Source organism: Streptomyces sp. enrichment culture, from assembly GCF_964272855.1.
Taxonomy (GTDB): Bacteria; Actinomycetota; Actinomycetes; order Streptomycetales; family Streptomycetaceae; genus Streptomyces.
On the sequence record NZ_OZ186847.1, the window covers coordinates 3,124,555 to 3,139,996 of the forward strand.

Genomic DNA, 15,442 nt, shown 5'->3' on the forward strand with positions numbered 1-15,442 from the left:
CCCTAAAGGCGCAAGAAGGGCGTCAGAACTTGATGCTGCCGATCATCCCGGCGATGTTGGTCGTGAGCTCGCTGATCGTCGGGGCGATCGTCGAGGAGGCGAGGTAGAACCCCAGGAGCATGCAGACCACCGCATGCCCGGCCTTCAGTCCTGACTTCTTGATGAGCAGGAAGACGATGATCGCCAGCAGCACCACCGCCGAAATCGAGAGTGCCACGGCGGCTCACCTCCAAGACCCGGGGACATTAGGGGCACAGAGCAGGGGAACGTGTAAATCCATACAGCAGCCAGCAGGTTCATACCCACGCAGCGCTAGTGATCATAACTATCCGTGCGCGCGCATCGGTCGGCGCACAGCCGCACAAGGGGGCGCATGGCCAATATGGTCAGGGCATGACGACCGAGCCTGTCTCCTTCCCCCGACGGCACGCGCGGACCCAGCGGTTCACGCTCGGCGCGCCGCGCTCGTTCACCGTGGCGCCCGACGCGTCGCGTGTCGTGTTCCTGCGCTCGCGTTCCGGTACGGACCGGGCGAACGCCCTGTGGGTGCTCGACCTCGCGGACGGCACCGAGCGGGTCGCCGCCGACCCGGGTGCCCTGCTGGGCGGCGCCGCGGAAGACCTCTCGCCCGAGGAGCGGGCGCGCCGCGAACGCAGCCGTGAGGGTGGTGCCGGCATCGTCGGCTACGCCACCGACGCGGCGGTCGAGTTGGCGTCTTTCGCCTTGTCAGGGCGGCTTTTCGCGGCCGAGCTACGGGCCGGCACGGCGCGTGAACTGCCCGCCGCCGGGCCGGTGATCGACCCTCGACCCTCCCCCGACGGACGTCTGATCGCGTACGCCGGGCGGGGCGCGCTGCGGGTCGTCGGCGCCGAGGGCGAGGGCGACCGGGCGCTCGTGATACCGGAATCGGAGGGCGTTTCCTACGGCCTGGCCGAGTTCATCGCGGCCGAGGAGATGGGGCGCTCGCGCGGCTTCTGGTGGGCGCCGGAGTCGGACCGACTGCTGGTGGCGCGGGTGGACGACACGCCCGTGGAGCGCTGGTGGATCTCCGATCCCGCGCAGCCGAAACGTGACCCACAACACGTCCCTTATCCGGCAGCTGGGACGGCGAACGCGGACGTCCGGCTCTTCGTCGTCGACCTCGACGGAGCGCGCACGGAGGTCGTCTGGGACCGGGCCCGCTACCCGTATCTGGCGCGAGTGCACTGGTCAGAGGCGGGTGCGCCGCTTCTGCTGGTGCAGGCGCGCGACCAGCGGAGCCAGCTCTACCTGGCCGTGGACCCGGACACCGGGGCGACCCGGATGGTGCATGCCGATGAAGATCCGATTTGGCTGGATCTTTTCCCTGGAGTGCCCTGCTGGTCCCCTGCCGGGCAGCTGGTCCGGATCGCCGACGAGGGCGGGGCGCGGGTGCTCGCGGTGGGTGAACGGCCGCTGACCGGAGCCCAGTTGCACGTCCGTGCGGTACTCGACGTGACCTCCCACGACGTCCTCGTGTCGGCGTCCGCGGGCGCGGAAGCGGAACGGCCGGAGACCGGGGAGGTGCATGTCTACCGCGTCAACGAGCTGGGCGTCGAGCGCCTCTCCGAGGAGCCCGGTGTGCACTCGGCCGTGCGCGCCGGAGACGTGACCGTCCTGGTGTCGGCGACGCTGGAGCGGCCGGGGGCGCTGGTACGGGTGCTGCGGGAGGGGAAGCAGGCGGCGATCATCCCGTCGTACGCGGAGGACCCCGGTATGTCCCCGCGCGTGACGCTCACCGAGGGGGGCGCACGAAGGATTCCGTGCGCCGTGCTTATGCCACGGGACTACCACGGTGACACTCCCCTGCCGGTTCTCCTGGACCCCTACGGCGGCCCCCACGGCCCCCGCGTCGTGGCCGCGCACAACGCCCATCTGACCTCGCAGTGGTTCGCCGACCAGGGGTTCGCCGTGGTCGTCGCGGACGGCCGGGGCACGCCGGGCCGCTCCCCCGCCTGGGAGAAGGCCGTCCACCACGACTTCACCGTCTCCCTCGACGACCAGATCGAGGCGCTGCAGGATTTGGCGCGGAATCACCCGCTGGATTTGCGCCGAGTGGCCATTCGTGGCTGGTCCTACGGCGGCTGGCTGGCCGGGCTCGCGGTCCTGCGCCGCCCGGACGTCTTCCACGCGGGCATCGCCGGCGCCCCCGTGACGGACTGGCGCCTCTACGACACGCACTACACCGAGCGGTACCTCGGCGACCCGGCCGCCCACCCGGACTCGTACGCCCGCAGCTCCCTGGTGACGGACGAGGGCCTGTCGTCCCCCGCGGAGCCGCACCGCCCGCTGATGATCGTCCACGGCACGGCCGACGACAACGTGGTCTTCGCCCACGCCCTGCGGCTGTCCTCCGCCCTGCTGGCCGCCGGCCGCCCGCACGAGGTGCTGCCGCTGTCGGGGGTCACGCACATGACCCCGCAGGAGCAGGTCGCCGAGAACCTGCTCCTGCTCCAGGTGGACTTCCTCAAGCGCTCCCTGGGCCTGGCGGAGTAGCACGGGCAACGGGCCGGGGTGGCGCGCACCCCGGCCCGTTCACGGCACCCGCACGGCCGTACGGAGTTCAGTCTGCCGCGTCCGTATATCGGAACAGGGTCGGGCGAGTTGCCACCGTGTTACTCCGCCGGCTCGGTCGGGACCACGTGCTTGCGCTCCGCGAAGTGGCAGGCACTGGGGTGGACGGCGGGACCGGTGCCGTGCTCGAAGGCCTCCGGGACCGCCAGCGCCGGCACCTCCAGCGCGCAGCGCTCGCGGGCCTTCCAGCAGCGGGTGCGGAAGCGGCAGCCGGAGGGGACGTTGGTGGGGGACGGCACGTCACCGTGCAGGATGATCCGCTCGCGGTGCTCCCGCGCCTCGGGGTCGGGCACGGGCACGGCGGAGAGCAGGGCCTGGGTGTAGGGGTGCGTGGGGTGGTCGTAGATCTCGGCGTCGCGGCCGGTCTCGACGATCCGGCCCAGGTACATCACCCCGACCCGGTCGGAGATGTGCCGGACGATCGACAGGTCGTGGGCGATGAAGACGTACGACAGGTCGAACTCGTCCTGCAGACGCTCCATCAGGTTGACGACCTGCGCCTGGACCGAGACGTCCAGCGCCGACACGGGTTCGTCGGCGACGATGATCTCCGGGCGCAGCGCCAGGCCCCGGGCGATGCCGATGCGCTGGCGCTGGCCGCCGGAGAACTGGTGGGGGTAGCGGTTGATGTACTCCGGGTTCAGGCCGACCACGTCCAGGAGTTCCCGCACCCTGCGGCGGCGGTCCCCCTTGGGGGCGACCTCGGGGTGGATGTCGAAGGGCTCGCCGACGATGTCGCCCACCGTCATCCGGGGGTTGAGGGAGGTGTACGGGTCCTGGAAGACCATCTGGATGTTGCGGCGTACGGCCTTCAGGGCGCGGCCGGAGAGCTTGGTGACGTCCTCGCCCTTGTACCGGATCGAACCGGCGGTCGGCCGCTCCAGGCTGACCAGCATCCTCGCGACCGTGGACTTGCCGCAGCCGGACTCGCCGACGATGCCGAGGGTCTCGCCGCGGTACAGGGTGAAGTCGACGCCGTCGACCGCCTTGACCGCGCCGATCCGCTTCTTGAAGAGGACGCCCCGGGTCAGCGGGTAGTGCTTGACCAGCCCGCGCACCTCCAGGATCGGCTCAGCCATGCAGGCACTCCCTCCAGAAGTGGCAGGCGCTGCCCCGCTCGCCGCCCCCTTCGTCCACCTCGTACAGCGGGGGCGCGTCGGTGCGGCACACGTCCCGGGCCATCGGGCAGCGCGGGTGGAAGGCGCAGCCCGGGGGGATGTCCAGCAGGCTGGGCGGCAGGCCCTTGATGGCGTACAGCTCCCGGCCCTTGCGGTCCAGGCGCGGGATGGAGTCCAGCAGGCCGCGCGTGTAGGGGTGGGCGGGGGCCTTGTAGAGGTCGTGGACCGGGGCCGACTCGACGATCCTGCCCGCGTACATCACGGCGATGCGGTCCGCGACGTCCGCGACCACCCCGAGGTCGTGGGTGATGAGGACGAGCCCCATGTCGTACTCGCGCCGCAGCTCGGCGAGCAGGTCCATGACCTGGGCCTGCACCGTCACGTCCAGGGCCGTCGTCGGCTCGTCGGCGATGATCAGGGCCGGTTCCAGGGCCATCGCCATGGCGATCATGATGCGCTGGCGCATGCCGCCGGAGAACTGGTGCGGGTACTGCCGCACCCGCTCCTTCGCGCCCGGGATGCGCACCCGGTCCATCAGCTCGACCGCCTTCGCCCGGGCGTCCTTCCGCGACATGCCCCGGTGCACGACGAACATCTCGCCGAGCTGGTCTCCCACGGACAGCACCGGGTTCAGCGAGGACAGCGCGTCCTGGAAGATCATCGCCATGCCGGCGCCGCGCACCCTGCGCCGCTCGTCCTCCTTCAGCTTCAGCAGGTCCCGGCCCTGGAAGAGGATCTCGCCGCCGGTGATCCGCCCCGGCGGCATGTCGAGGATGCCCATGACCGCCTGGGCGGTGACCGACTTGCCGGAGCCGGACTCGCCGAGCACGGCCAGCGTCTCGCCCGCGTCCACGCCGTAGGTGACGCCGTTGACGGCCCGGGCGACACCGTCCCGGGTCCGGAACTCCACGCGCAGGTCGCGTACCTCCAGCAGCATGTGCCGGCTCACCTCAGCTTCGGGTCGAGGGCGTCGCGGACCGCGTCGCCGAGCATGATGAACGCCAGCACGGTGACCGCCAGCGCACCGGACGGCCAGAGCAGGGCGTGCGGGGCGTTGCGGACGTACGGGGAGGCGGCGGAGATGTCGATGCCCCAGGAGACGCTGGGCGGCTTCAGGCCCACGCCGAGGTAGGACAGGGTGGCCTCCAGGGCGATGTAGGTGCCGAGCGCGATGGTCGCGACGACGATGACCGGGGCCACGGCGTTGGGTGCGATGTGCCGGAGCAGCTGGCGGGTGCGGGAGGCACCGAGGGCACGGGCGGCCTGCACGTAGTCGTTCTGCCGGGCGGTGATGACGGAGCCTCGGGCGATCCGGGAGATCTGCGGCCAGCCGAGCAGCACCATGAAGCCGATCACCGGCCAGATGGTGTTGCTGGTGACCACCGACAGCAGGACCAGGCCGCCCAGGACGACCGGGATGGCGAAGAAGATGTCGGTGGTCCGGGACAGGACCGAGTCCCACGCGCCGCCGGAGAATCCGGCGAGTCCGCCGAGCACGCTGCCCAGGACCGCCACCCCGAGCGTCGCGCAGACGCCGACCGCGACGGACGTGCGGGCCCCGTAGACGGTGCGGGTGTAGACGTCGCAGCCCTGGCCGTTGAAGCCGAAGGGATGGCCGGGCTGGGAGCCCTGCTGGGCCTTGGCGAGGTCGCACTCGAGGGGGTTGCCGGAGGCGATCAGGGACGGCCACAGGGAGATGACGACCAGGAAGAGGATCACCAGCCCGGAGATGATGAAGACGGGGTTGCGGCGCAGGTCGTGCCAGGCGTCGGACCACAGGGAGCGGGGCTTGCCGCCCGCCGGGCCGGTGTCCGCCGGTCCGCCCGGCGCCGGTCCGCCGGGGGTGGCCGGCGGTTGCTGCTCCAGGGTCACCGCCTCGCTCGCCGCGAGGTCCATCTGCCCGCCCATGCCGGTGCCGGCGATGGCGCGCTCGGGTTCGTAGGGCGGCTGCTCAGGCATAGCGGATCCTCGGGTCGAGTACGGCGTACAGCAGGTCGACGAGGAGGTTGGCGACCAGGAAGACGAGGACCAGGACGGTCACGAAGCCGACCACGGTCTGGGTGTTCTGGCGGAGGATGCCCTGGTAGAGCTGGTAGCCGACGCCGTGGATGTTGAAGATCCGCTCGGTGACGATCGCGCCGCCCATCAGCGCGCCGATGTCGGTGCCGATGAACGTGACGACCGGGATGAGGGAGTTGCGCAGCAGGTGCCGGGTGACGACCCGGTGCCGGGGCAGGCCCTTGGCGATCGCCGTGCGGACGTAGTCGGCGCGTTTGTTCTCGGCGATGGAGGTGCGGGTCAGCCGCGTGACGTAGGCGAGGGAGACCGAGGCGAGGACGAGGCCGGGGACGATCAGTTCGCCGAAGGCGGCCTCCGGGGACACCGAGGGTTTGATCCAGCCCCACTCGACGCCGAGCAGCAGCTGGAGCAGCAGGCCGGTGACGAAGGTGGGGACGGAGATGACGACGAGGGTGACCAGGAGGACCGAGGTGTCGACGGGGTGGCCGCGGCGCAGGCCGGTGATCACGCCGAGGGTGATGCCGATGACGATCTCGAAGAGGATCGCCACGACGGTGAGCCGGATGGTGACGGGGAAGGCGGAGGCCATCAGCTCGGTGACCGGCTGGCCGTTGAAGGCGGTGCCGAAGTCACCGGTGAAGACGTTGCCCATGTAGGTCAGGTATTGCTGCCAGACCGGCTTGTCGAGGCCGAACTCGTGTCTGAGCCGGGCAGCCGTCGCGGGGTCGCACTGCCGTTCGCCGCACAGGCCCGCGATGGGGTCGCCCATCACGTTCACCATCAGGAAGATCAGCAGCGTGGCCCCGATGAAGACCGGGATCATCTGGAGCAGCCGCCGGACGACGTAGCGTCCCATGGCGCCTCCTCAGCCGACCTTGATCTGGTCGTACACCGGGACGCTGAACGGGTTGAGCTTGACGTCGGAGAGCCGCTGCGAGTAGCCGGCGCTGCCGTTCTGGTACCAGAGCGGGATGGCGGCCATGTCGTCCCGGACGACCTTCTCGGCCTGCTGGAACTTCTGGATGGCCTTAGCGGTGTCGCTCTCGGCGTTGGCGTCGTCGACGAGCTTGTCGAACTCGGCGTTGGACCACTTGCCGTCGTTGGAGGAGGCGTTGGTGTAGTACAGCGGCTGGAGGAAGTTCTGGATCAGCGGGTAGTCCATCTGCCAGCCCGCCCGGAACGGCCCGGCCATCTTCCGGTCGGTGATCTGCTTGCGGAAGTCGGCGAAGGTGCCGACCGGGCTGGCGACGCAGGCGCGGTCGTTGTCGAGTGCGTTGTTGATGGAGTTGCAGACCGCGTCGACCCAGTCCCGGTGGGAGCCGGTGTCCGCGTTGTACGTGATCTTGAGCTGGCCGCCGGGCAGCCCACCGCCCTCCTCGATGAGCTTCTTGGCCTGGGCCGGGTCGTAGTCGCAGCCGTCGCCGCACAGTCCCTCCTGGAAGCCGCCGTCCTCGCCGAGCACCGGGGAGGTCCAGTCGGTGGCGGGAGTGCGGGTCTTCTGGAAGATCGTGTCGGTGATCTGCTTGCGGTCGATGGCCATGGACAGGCCCTTGCGGACCTTCTCCATGCCGTCCTTGCCCCACTCGGAGTCGTAGTACGGGAAGGCGAGGGTCTGGATGATGCCGGCGGGGGTGCTGATGTAGCGGTCGCCGAGGTCGCTGCGGACGTTGCGCAGCTGGGCGGCGGGGATGTCGTCGGCCAGGTCGAGGTTGCCGGCCATGAGGTCGGTGTAGGCGGTGTTGTTGTCGGTGTAGACCTTGAGGTCGACCCCGCCGTTCTGCGCCTTGTCCGCGCCGGGGTACTCCTCCCACTTGCGCAGGGACATCTGGGAGCCGCGGGTGTACGACTGCACGGCGTAGGGCCCGTTTCCGACCGGCTTGGCCAGCCAGGCGTCGTGGTCGTCGAAGAAGGCACGGGGCAGCGGGGCGTAGGCGTTGTAGCCGAGGGTGTCGGGGAACGTCGAGAACTTCTGGGTGAGCCTGACGGTGAAGGTGCGGTCGCCGGTGACCTTCAGTCCGGAGAGGGTGTCGGCGCTCGGCTCGCCGCCGTTCTCCGGGTGGACCTTGTCGTAGCCCTCGATATAGCCGAAGAAGTACGCGTTGCGCTGATTGTTCCTCAAGTCGGCGCCGTAGTTCCAGGCGTCGACGAAGGACTTCGCCGTCACTTTCTCGCCATTGCTGAACGTCCAGCCGTCCTTGACGGTGATGGTGAAGTTCTGCGAGTCGGTGGTCTCGATCTTCTCGGCGAGCATGTCCTTCGCCTCACCGGTCTCCGGGTCGTACCGCTTGAGCCCGCGGAAGATCATGTCGAGGACCTTGCCGCCCTGTACCTCGTTGGTGTTGGCCGGTTCCAGGGGGTTCTGCGGGTCCCCCCACGAGGAGCTGAGCACCGCGCCACCGGCGCCGCCGTCGCCGCCGCCTCCGCAGGCGGTCGCCGCGAGGACTGCAGCCGCCGTGCATGCGGCCCATGTGGCGTGCGTGGCTCCGCGCATGGTGTGCCTCCTCAGACCGAGCCGGTTCGTTATCGGCAAATATCAGCTGAATCAGGGCATGCCGCACATGTACTCGGTCCTTTGGGGTGATCTTGTCCCCCGGCCGCCCGCACGCTGAAGTGGATCTTCAAAAGTCGCGCAACAGATCGTCGGGATCCGATGCCGAACCGTTGGAAAACAACCCGGGCATGTACGCATTTCGACACCCAGCCATCCGCATAACGAACACATAGTCCGTTTCACGTAGTTGGCCCGATGTAAGACACGGGTTGATCACGGAAGTGCTACCCGCGTAGCTACGGAACAGTCAAGGAGAAGCAAAGAAGGTAAAGAGAAACCCAACTCGGACCAGAATTTGTTGACCTTGAATGAATTGCGTTGAAAAAGTCCCGCGTAGCCCGTAGGGGAGCGCCCTGCGGAGTCACTCAGACCCTCCCTTGGGCCAGGAGCACCATGACCCCCCCCAACTCCATCCGCGGCTGCCCCGCTTGAGGTGACCGACGAGAGCGTCGACACGTCGCCCGCGCCCTCCACCCCTAAGGGCAACGAGAGCCGCTCCCCCGGCCGCCTGGCCTGGAACCGCTTCAAGCGGGACCGTACGGGCGTCATATCCGCCTGCATCGTGATCTTCTTCTTCCTGATCGCGATCTGCGCGCCGCTGATCTCCGCCCTCTACGGCAAGAACCCGTACGACCAGTACGGCCAGCAGATCCCCGGTCTGCTCAACGACGCGGGCTTCCCCATCAAGGCCAACGGCGGCATCGACGGCGACTTCTGGTTCGGCGTCGAGCCCTCGATGGGCCGGGACGTCTTCACCTTCCTGATCTACGGCATCCGCACCTCGCTGCTGATCGCGACCGCCACCACGCTGCTGGTCACGGTGATCGGCGTGATCGTCGGCATCACCGCCGGCTACCTCGGAGGCCGGACCGACTTCATCATCGGCCGGATCATCGACATCCTGCTGTCGTTCCCGTCGACCCTGTTCTTCATCGCCTTCATGCCGGTCGTCTACGGCCTCTTCGTGGCACCGGACGAGGAGATCCCGACCTCGCTGCGGGCGACCTGCCTGATCCTGGTTCTCACGGCCTTCGGCTGGGCCTCCATCGCCCGGCTGCTGCGCGGCCAGGTGCTGGCCCTTCGCGAGCGGGAGTTCGTGGAGGCCGCGAAGGTGACCGGTGCCTCCCCGGCCCGGATCATCTTCAAGGAACTGCTGCCCAACCTGTGGACCCCGATCCTGATCCAGTCCACGCTGATGCTTCCCGCGTTCGTCACCGCGGAGGCGGGCCTGGCCTTCCTCGGCGTCGGCATCATCGACCCCACTCCCGACTGGGGCGTGATGATCCAGCGCGGTGCCACGTTCTACACGGACGACATCACCTTCATGATCTTCCCGGGCGTGTCGATGATCATCTTCGTCCTCGCGTTCAACCTGCTCGGCGACTCCGTCCGTGACGCCCTGGACCCCAAGTCCAAGCGCTGAGCACCCGCACCACCCCAAGCCCGGTCACCGCCGCCCGGCGAGCAGCACCTCTCTCATCCATTCACTCCTAGGCAGGTAAGCCATGTCCTTCTCGCGCAGAAACTTCCTGATAGCCACCGGTGTGGCCGCCGGAGCCACCACGATGCTGAGTGCGTGCAGCAGCGGCAACGCGGGCGGCGACAGCGCCAGCAAGGCCCCGTCGATGGACAAGGCCGAGGCCGCCACCATCACCGTCGGCACCAAGGCCGACTCCCAGGGCCCGGCCCCGGAGATGCCCGGCGCGAAGAAGGGCGGCACGATCTACACGCTGGACCAGATCGACTTCGACCACCTGGACCCGGCCCAGATCTACTCCTCGTACACCGGCGCCGGCTCGGTGCTGTTCCTGCGCGGTCTGACCGGCTACCGGATGGACTCCAAGGGCAACACCACCCTGGTCGGCGACCTCGCCACCGACCCGGGCACCATGAAGGACGGCGGCAAGACCTGGTCCTTCACGCTGAAGGACGGCGTCAAGTGGGAGGACGGCGAGGACGTCACCATCGAGGACGTCCGCCACACCTTCGAGCGCCTGTTCGCCGACTTCGTCACCGAGGGCCCCCGCTACCCGCAGAACTGGCTCGAGGGCGGCGACAAGTACAAGGGCCCGTACGAGGGCAAGCACCTGAAGTCCATCGAGATCGACGGCAACACCGTCACCTTCCGCCTGAAGGAAGGCCACGCGGACTTCAACTACATGCTGGCCATGCGCGGCTTCGCGATCGTGCCGAAGAAGCACGACACCAAGAAGAAGTACGACAAGCGCCCGTACTCCTGCGGCCCGTACAAGATCGAGAGCCGGGACATCGACAAGTCCCTCGTCCTGGTGCGCAACGAGCACTGGGAGGCCGACAAGGACCCGGTCCGCAACGGCTACCCGGACAAGATCGTCATGCAGTTCGGCTACCAGTCGCTGGCCTCCACCGACCGGTACATCGCCGACAAGGGCAACGACGCGTTCGCCATGTCGCTGCTGAACGAGGTCGCCTCCGAGCGTGTCCAGAAGGTCATGGGCGACGCCACGCTGAAGAAGCGGGTGCTGACCCAGGTCGACACGACCTGCTACTACTTCCCGATCAACATGACCCGGATCAAGGACCAGAAGGTCCGCCAGGCCATCAACTGGGCGTGGCCGGCGCAGCAGCTGAAGCAGCAGCGCGGTGGCTCCGCGGTCACCGAGACGGCGACCACGATCATCTCCCCGCTCACCCCGGGCCACGCCGACTTCGACCTGTACGGCAAGAAGACCAAGCCGATGGGCGACCCGGAGAAGGCCAAGGCACTGCTGAAGGAGGCCGGCAAGGAGGGCCAGAAGCTGGTCATCGCCTTCCAGCAGTCCGACAAGGCCGTGAAGGAAGCCGTCACCATCAAGAACGCCCTGGAGAAGGCGGGCTTCAGCGTGGTCACCAAGCAGGTCGACAAGACCACCTTCTACAGCGAGATCAGCCAGCTGGACAACGAGTTCGACCTGTTCGCGGCCGGCTGGGGCCCGGACTGGCCGGCCGGTTACGCGGTCATCTACCCCTGCTGGGACGGCAGCCAGATCGCCGACGGCGGTGTGAACTGGGCGCAGCTCGACAACACCAGCGTCAACAAGGCGATCGCCGCGGCGACCATCGAGACCGACCCGGAGAAGGCCAACAAGGCCTGGGGCGACATCGACCGCCAGATCATGGAGCTGGCCGCCTGCGTCCCGGACTACAACCCGATCCGGAACTACTTCCACGGTTCCAAGATCGGTGGCGTGCAGTACAACCCCGGTGACACCTGCGTCTCGATCGCCAAGGTCTTCGCCCAGGCCTGACGCACCCTCGGGGCGGCGGACCGCACAACGGCCCGCCGCCCCGGCCCCGTCCACGCTCCCCACACCCCGGCGACGGCGCCCCGTCCGGAAAGTCCACACCCATGCTGCGTTTCCTGGTCCGCCGAGTGATCGGCGCACTCGTCATTCTGCTGATCATCAGCGCCGTCACCTTCTTCCTCTTCTACGCCATCCCGCGCGATCCCGCCCGGATGGCCTGCGGCAAGGTCTGTGACCCGGAGCTGCTGGAGCAGGTGCGGCAGAACCTGGGGATCGCCGACCCCATGCCGGTGCAGTACTGGCACTGGCTCCAGGGCATCTTCGTGGGCCGTGACTACGTCGGTTACGGGCACTGCAACGCGCCCTGCCTCGGCTACTCGTTCACGAACACCGAGCCGGTCTTCGAGACGATCATGAAGGACCTCCCGACGACCATCTCGCTGGCCATCGGCGCGGCCGTCTTCTTCCTGATCATCGGTATCGGCGCGGGCATGATCGCCGCGGTGAAGCAGGGCACCTGGCTGGACAAGACCGCCAGCTCCGTCTCGCTGCTCGGCTCCTCGCTGCAGATCTACTTCGTCGGCTACATCGCCATGTTCCTGCTGGTGCAGCAGCTCGGCGTGCTGGACCCGCCGTCGTACACGCCGTTCACCGAGGACCCCGGCGCCTGGGTCTCGGGTCTGCTGCTGCCGTGGATCGTGCTGTCCATCATCTTCACCGCCAACTACACGCGTATGACCCGCTCGCAGCTGGTCGAGCAGCTGAACGAGGACTACGTGCGCACGGCCCGGGCCAAGGGCCTGTCGAGCCGCAACGTCTTCTTCCGGTTCGCCTGGCGCGGGGCCATGGGCCCGATCGTGACGATCTTCGGCATCGACATGGGCACCCTGATCGGCGGTGCCATCATCACGGAGTCGACGTTCAGCCTGCAGGGGCTCGGCACCCGCGCCGTGCGCGCGGTCACCGACAGCGACCTGCCCATGCTGCTCGGCGTCACGGTCGTCGCCGCCTCGGCGATCGTCGTGGCCAACATCATCGTGGACCTCGTCTACGCCCTCATCGACCCGCGTATCCGGCTCGCCTGACCCGGTCCCCACCAGCTACCCCGGCATCACCCCCCTCAGGAGCGTCCCCGTGACGAGCACCGACCAGCAGCCCTTCCTGTCCGTCAGGGACCTGAAGGTCCACTTCTCCACCGAAGACGGCATCGTCAAGGCCGTCGACGGTCTCTCCTTCGACCTGGCGAAGGGACAGACGCTCGGCATCGTGGGCGAGTCGGGCTCCGGCAAGTCCGTCACCAACCTGGCGATCCTCGGCCTGCACGACCGCAAGCGCACCAGCCTCGACGGCGAGATCCTGCTCGACGGCAAGGAGCTGCTGACCGCCAGTGAGCGGGAGCTGGAGAAGCTGCGCGGCAACAAGATGGCGATGATCTTCCAGGACGCCCTGGCCTCGCTGTCGCCGTACCACACCGTCGGCCGGCAGATCGCCGAGACCTACCGCAAGCACACCGGCGCCTCCAAGCAGGAGTCCCGGGCACGGGCGGTGGAGATGCTGCGCCGGGTCGGCATCCCGCAGCCGGACATCCGCGTGGACGACTACCCGCACCAGTTCTCCGGCGGTATGCGGCAGCGCGCGATGATCGCGATGGCGCTGGTCTGCGACCCGGAGCTGCTGATCGCGGACGAGCCGACGACCGCGCTCGACGTGACCGTGCAGGCGCAGATCATGGACCTGCTCAAGGACCTCCAGCAGGAGTTCGGCACCTCGATCATCTTCATCACCCACGACCTGGGTGTGATCGCGGACATCGCGGACGACGTGCTGGTGATGTACGGCGGCCGGTGCGTGGAGCGCGGCAGCAAGAAGGAGGTGCTGCGCACCCCGCAGCACCCCTACACCTGGGGTCTGCTGGGCTCCATGCCGAGCCTGGACCACCCGGTCGACGTGCCGCTGAACCCGATCCCGGGTTCGCCGCCGTCGCTGCTCAACCCGCCGTCCGGGTGCCGTTTCCACCCGCGGTGCGCGTTCGCGGAGAAGGTCGCGGGCGGCCTGTGCTCCACCGAGCGGCCGGTCCTCGACGTGGTGGACGGCCGTGGCTCGGCCTGCCACCTGACGGCCGAGCAGCGCGCCGACTTCCTCGCCGACCTCGCCGGAACCCGGCGCTGACGTAACTGAGACGGGACTTCACGATCATGAGCAACACGAACCCCCTCCTGGACGTCAAGGGCCTGACCAAGCACTTCCCGGTGATGGGTGGCTTCCCCATCAAGCGGAAGATCGGCGCGGTACAGGCCGTGGACGGCCTGGACTTCCAGGTCCACGAGGGCGAGAGCCTGGGCCTGGTGGGCGAGTCCGGCTGCGGCAAGTCGACGACGGGCCGCCTGATCACCCGCCTGATGGAGCCGACGGCCGGCACGATCTCGTACCGGGGCCAGGACATCACGCACGCGGGCCGCAAGCAGCTGGCGCCGGTCCGCTCCGAGATCCAGATGATCTTCCAGGACCCGTACGCGTCGCTGAACCCGCGCCAGACGGTCGGCAAGATCATCTCCGGCCCGATGGAGATCAACGGGATCGACCCGGCCGGCGGCCGTGAGAAGCGCGTCCGCGAGCTGCTGGAGATCGTCGGTCTCAACCCCGAGCACTACAACCGCTTCCCGCACGAGTTCTCCGGCGGCCAGCGCCAGCGCATCGGCGTGGCCCGCGCCCTCGCCCTGGAGCCCAAGCTGATCGTGGCCGACGAGCCGGTCTCCGCGCTCGACGTCTCCATCCAGGCGCAGGTGGTCAACCTGCTCCAGCAGCTCCAGCGGGACATGGGCATCGCGTTCGTCTTCATCGCCCACGACCTGGCCGTCGTACGGCATTTCTCACAGCGCGTCGCGGTCATGTACCTCGGTAAGATCGTGGAGATCGCCGACCGCGACGACCTGTACGGCAACCCGCGGCACCCCTACACCAGGGCGCTGCTGTCCGCCGTGCCGGAGGCCACGGTCGACGAGGACGGGCCGGCTCGTGAGCGCATCCGCCTCACCGGTGACGTGCCGTCTCCGATCAACCCGCCGTCGGGCTGCCGTTTCCGCACGCGCTGCTGGAAGGCGACCGAGAAGTGCGCTTCGGAGGCGCCGCCGCTGGTGCAGGTGGAGGGCAACAAGCCGGGCCACCTGACCGCCTGCCACCACCCGGAGACGGAGGGAACCGTTCCGGCCCCTCGTCTCTCCAAGGACCCCCAGGCGGCGGCCTGACAACACCCCTTTTCCGTCAGCCGCCACCACGGAACGGACCTTCACCGGCCCATTGACCCGAGCCCGCGAACGTCCGCTTCCCGGGGCAGAAGGCCCGCGCCTCCCCAAGGCGCGGGCCTTCGCTGTACGTGTCGCTAGACGCCGGTCGTGCCGTCGACCAGTTCGCGGATGATGTCCAGGTGGCCGTTGTGGCGGGCGGTCTCCTCGGTCAGGTGCAGGAGGATCCAGCGCAGGTCGACGTGGCGGCCGTCGCGGATGGTGCGCTTGGCCCGGGTGTCGAGGTCGTTGGCGGCGACCAGGTCCCGGTAGCGGGCGCACTGGTCGGCGTACTCGCGCAGCAGGTCCGGCAGCGGGATGTCCACCGCGACGCGCATCTCCCGGTCCGGGTCCTCCTCGGTCCACGGACCCTCGTCCTCCTCGCCGAGGAAGACCACCTGGAACCACCAGTACTCCACCCAGCGCAGGTGGCTGATCAGCCCGGACAGGGTCATCAGCGGCGATCCGGGCAGCGGGGCCCGGCGGGCGTTCTCGGCGGAGACGCCCTCGCACTTGGCACGCGCGGTGTCACGGGCGTAGTCGAGGAAGGTGGTCAGCTGGGTGCGCTCGTCCCAGGCGGGAGGCGTGTCGGTGCGTGTCATCGCTGGGAGCATGACG

At 68.7% G+C, this 15,442-nt stretch carries 13 protein-coding genes; 6 read left to right on the forward strand and 7 right to left on the reverse strand.

The genetic code is table 11. The annotated features are described in order from the left end of the window. Positions 1 to 22: 22 nt before the first annotated feature. Positions 23 to 217: a hypothetical protein gene (locus ACSU6L_RS13145; protein WP_073940199.1), complete on the reverse strand. Its 195-nt coding sequence runs from the start codon at positions 215 to 217 to the stop codon at positions 23 to 25. Positions 218 to 393: 176 nt separating this feature from the next. Between ACSU6L_RS13145 and ACSU6L_RS13150 the strand changes: the two genes are divergently transcribed. Beyond that, positions 394 to 2,514 (forward strand): prolyl oligopeptidase family serine peptidase, encoded by a 2,121-nt coding sequence (locus tag ACSU6L_RS13150; RefSeq protein ID WP_437056572.1) that lies wholly within the window; start codon positions 394 to 396, stop codon positions 2,512 to 2,514. Between the two features lie 119 nt (positions 2,515 to 2,633). On the opposite strand, the gene ACSU6L_RS13155 is transcribed toward ACSU6L_RS13150, so the two are convergent. From ACSU6L_RS13155 to ACSU6L_RS13175, 5 genes are read right to left on the reverse strand one after another with little or no spacing between them, the layout of a single operon-like run. Then, positions 2,634 to 3,671, reverse strand: coding sequence for an ABC transporter ATP-binding protein (locus tag ACSU6L_RS13155; RefSeq protein WP_365507394.1), 1,038 nt, complete (start codon positions 3,669 to 3,671; stop codon positions 2,634 to 2,636). Further along, on the reverse strand, positions 3,664 to 4,647 hold the full coding sequence (locus ACSU6L_RS13160) for an ABC transporter ATP-binding protein (protein WP_073940202.1): 984 nt from the start codon (positions 4,645 to 4,647) through the stop codon (positions 3,664 to 3,666). The genes ACSU6L_RS13155 and ACSU6L_RS13160 overlap by 8 nt, the downstream gene beginning before the upstream one ends. A gap of 8 nt (positions 4,648 to 4,655) precedes the next feature. Next, positions 4,656 to 5,669 carry an ABC transporter permease gene (locus tag ACSU6L_RS13165; RefSeq protein ID WP_437056575.1) on the reverse strand — a complete coding sequence of 338 codons (1,014 nt, stop codon included), beginning with the start codon at positions 5,667 to 5,669 and terminating at the stop codon, positions 4,656 to 4,658. Next, positions 5,662 to 6,585: an ABC transporter permease gene (locus ACSU6L_RS13170; protein WP_437056576.1), complete on the reverse strand. Its 924-nt coding sequence runs from the start codon at positions 6,583 to 6,585 to the stop codon at positions 5,662 to 5,664. The genes ACSU6L_RS13165 and ACSU6L_RS13170 overlap by 8 nt, the downstream gene beginning before the upstream one ends. A gap of 9 nt (positions 6,586 to 6,594) precedes the next feature. Then, complete coding sequence (locus ACSU6L_RS13175; RefSeq protein ID WP_437056578.1) at positions 6,595 to 8,220, reverse strand: peptide ABC transporter substrate-binding protein; 1,626 nt, start codon at positions 8,218 to 8,220, stop codon at positions 6,595 to 6,597. Between the two features lie 493 nt (positions 8,221 to 8,713). Here ACSU6L_RS13175 and ACSU6L_RS13180 point away from each other — a divergent pair, with 493 nt between their 5' ends. The 5 genes from ACSU6L_RS13180 (at position 8,714) to ACSU6L_RS13200 (ending at position 14,788) form a co-directional block, all read left to right on the forward strand. Then, positions 8,714 to 9,703, forward strand: coding sequence for an ABC transporter permease (locus tag ACSU6L_RS13180; RefSeq protein WP_437056580.1), 990 nt, complete (start codon positions 8,714 to 8,716; stop codon positions 9,701 to 9,703). A gap of 82 nt (positions 9,704 to 9,785) precedes the next feature. Further along, on the forward strand, positions 9,786 to 11,546 hold the full coding sequence (locus tag ACSU6L_RS13185) for an ABC transporter substrate-binding protein (RefSeq protein WP_437056582.1): 1,761 nt from the start codon (positions 9,786 to 9,788) through the stop codon (positions 11,544 to 11,546). Between the two features lie 101 nt (positions 11,547 to 11,647). Next, the gene (locus ACSU6L_RS13190) at positions 11,648 to 12,628 is read left to right on the forward strand and encodes an ABC transporter permease (RefSeq protein ID WP_437056584.1); all 981 of its coding nucleotides are present in this window, start codon (positions 11,648 to 11,650) and stop codon (positions 12,626 to 12,628) included. A gap of 49 nt (positions 12,629 to 12,677) precedes the next feature. Next, on the forward strand, positions 12,678 to 13,712 hold the full coding sequence (locus ACSU6L_RS13195) for an ABC transporter ATP-binding protein (protein ID WP_437056586.1): 1,035 nt from the start codon (positions 12,678 to 12,680) through the stop codon (positions 13,710 to 13,712). Between the two features lie 26 nt (positions 13,713 to 13,738). Then, positions 13,739 to 14,788: an ABC transporter ATP-binding protein gene (locus ACSU6L_RS13200; protein ID WP_437056588.1), complete on the forward strand. Its 1,050-nt coding sequence runs from the start codon at positions 13,739 to 13,741 to the stop codon at positions 14,786 to 14,788. 134 nt (positions 14,789 to 14,922) lie between these two features. Here ACSU6L_RS13200 and ACSU6L_RS13205 read toward each other — a convergent pair whose 3' ends face one another. After that, a complete protein-coding gene (locus ACSU6L_RS13205; RefSeq protein WP_437056590.1) occupies positions 14,923 to 15,426 on the reverse strand; it encodes a DinB family protein in 504 nt (167 codons plus the stop codon). Positions 15,427 to 15,442 lie beyond the last annotated feature (16 nt).

What these genes read in the sequence shown, in the direction of transcription:
- ACSU6L_RS13175 (WP_437056578.1), bottom strand. Translation starts at nt 8,220, where the DNA reads ATGCGCGGAGCCACGCACGCCACATGGGCCGCATGCACGGCGGCTGCA.
- ACSU6L_RS13165 (WP_437056575.1), bottom strand. Translation starts at nt 5,669, where the DNA reads ATGCCTGAGCAGCCGCCCTACGAACCCGAGCGCGCCATCGCCGGCACC.
- ACSU6L_RS13205 (WP_437056590.1), bottom strand. Translation starts at nt 15,426, where the DNA reads ATGACACGCACCGACACGCCTCCCGCCTGGGACGAGCGCACCCAGCTG.
- ACSU6L_RS13160 (WP_073940202.1), bottom strand. Translation starts at nt 4,647, where the DNA reads ATGCTGCTGGAGGTACGCGACCTGCGCGTGGAGTTCCGGACCCGGGAC.
- ACSU6L_RS13155 (WP_365507394.1), bottom strand. Translation starts at nt 3,671, where the DNA reads ATGGCTGAGCCGATCCTGGAGGTGCGCGGGCTGGTCAAGCACTACCCG.
- ACSU6L_RS13190 (WP_437056584.1), top strand. Translation starts at nt 11,648, where the DNA reads ATGCTGCGTTTCCTGGTCCGCCGAGTGATCGGCGCACTCGTCATTCTG.
- ACSU6L_RS13200 (WP_437056588.1), top strand. Translation starts at nt 13,739, where the DNA reads ATGAGCAACACGAACCCCCTCCTGGACGTCAAGGGCCTGACCAAGCAC.
- ACSU6L_RS13185 (WP_437056582.1), top strand. Translation starts at nt 9,786, where the DNA reads ATGTCCTTCTCGCGCAGAAACTTCCTGATAGCCACCGGTGTGGCCGCC.
- ACSU6L_RS13170 (WP_437056576.1), bottom strand. Translation starts at nt 6,585, where the DNA reads ATGGGACGCTACGTCGTCCGGCGGCTGCTCCAGATGATCCCGGTCTTC.
- ACSU6L_RS13150 (WP_437056572.1), top strand. Translation starts at nt 394, where the DNA reads ATGACGACCGAGCCTGTCTCCTTCCCCCGACGGCACGCGCGGACCCAG.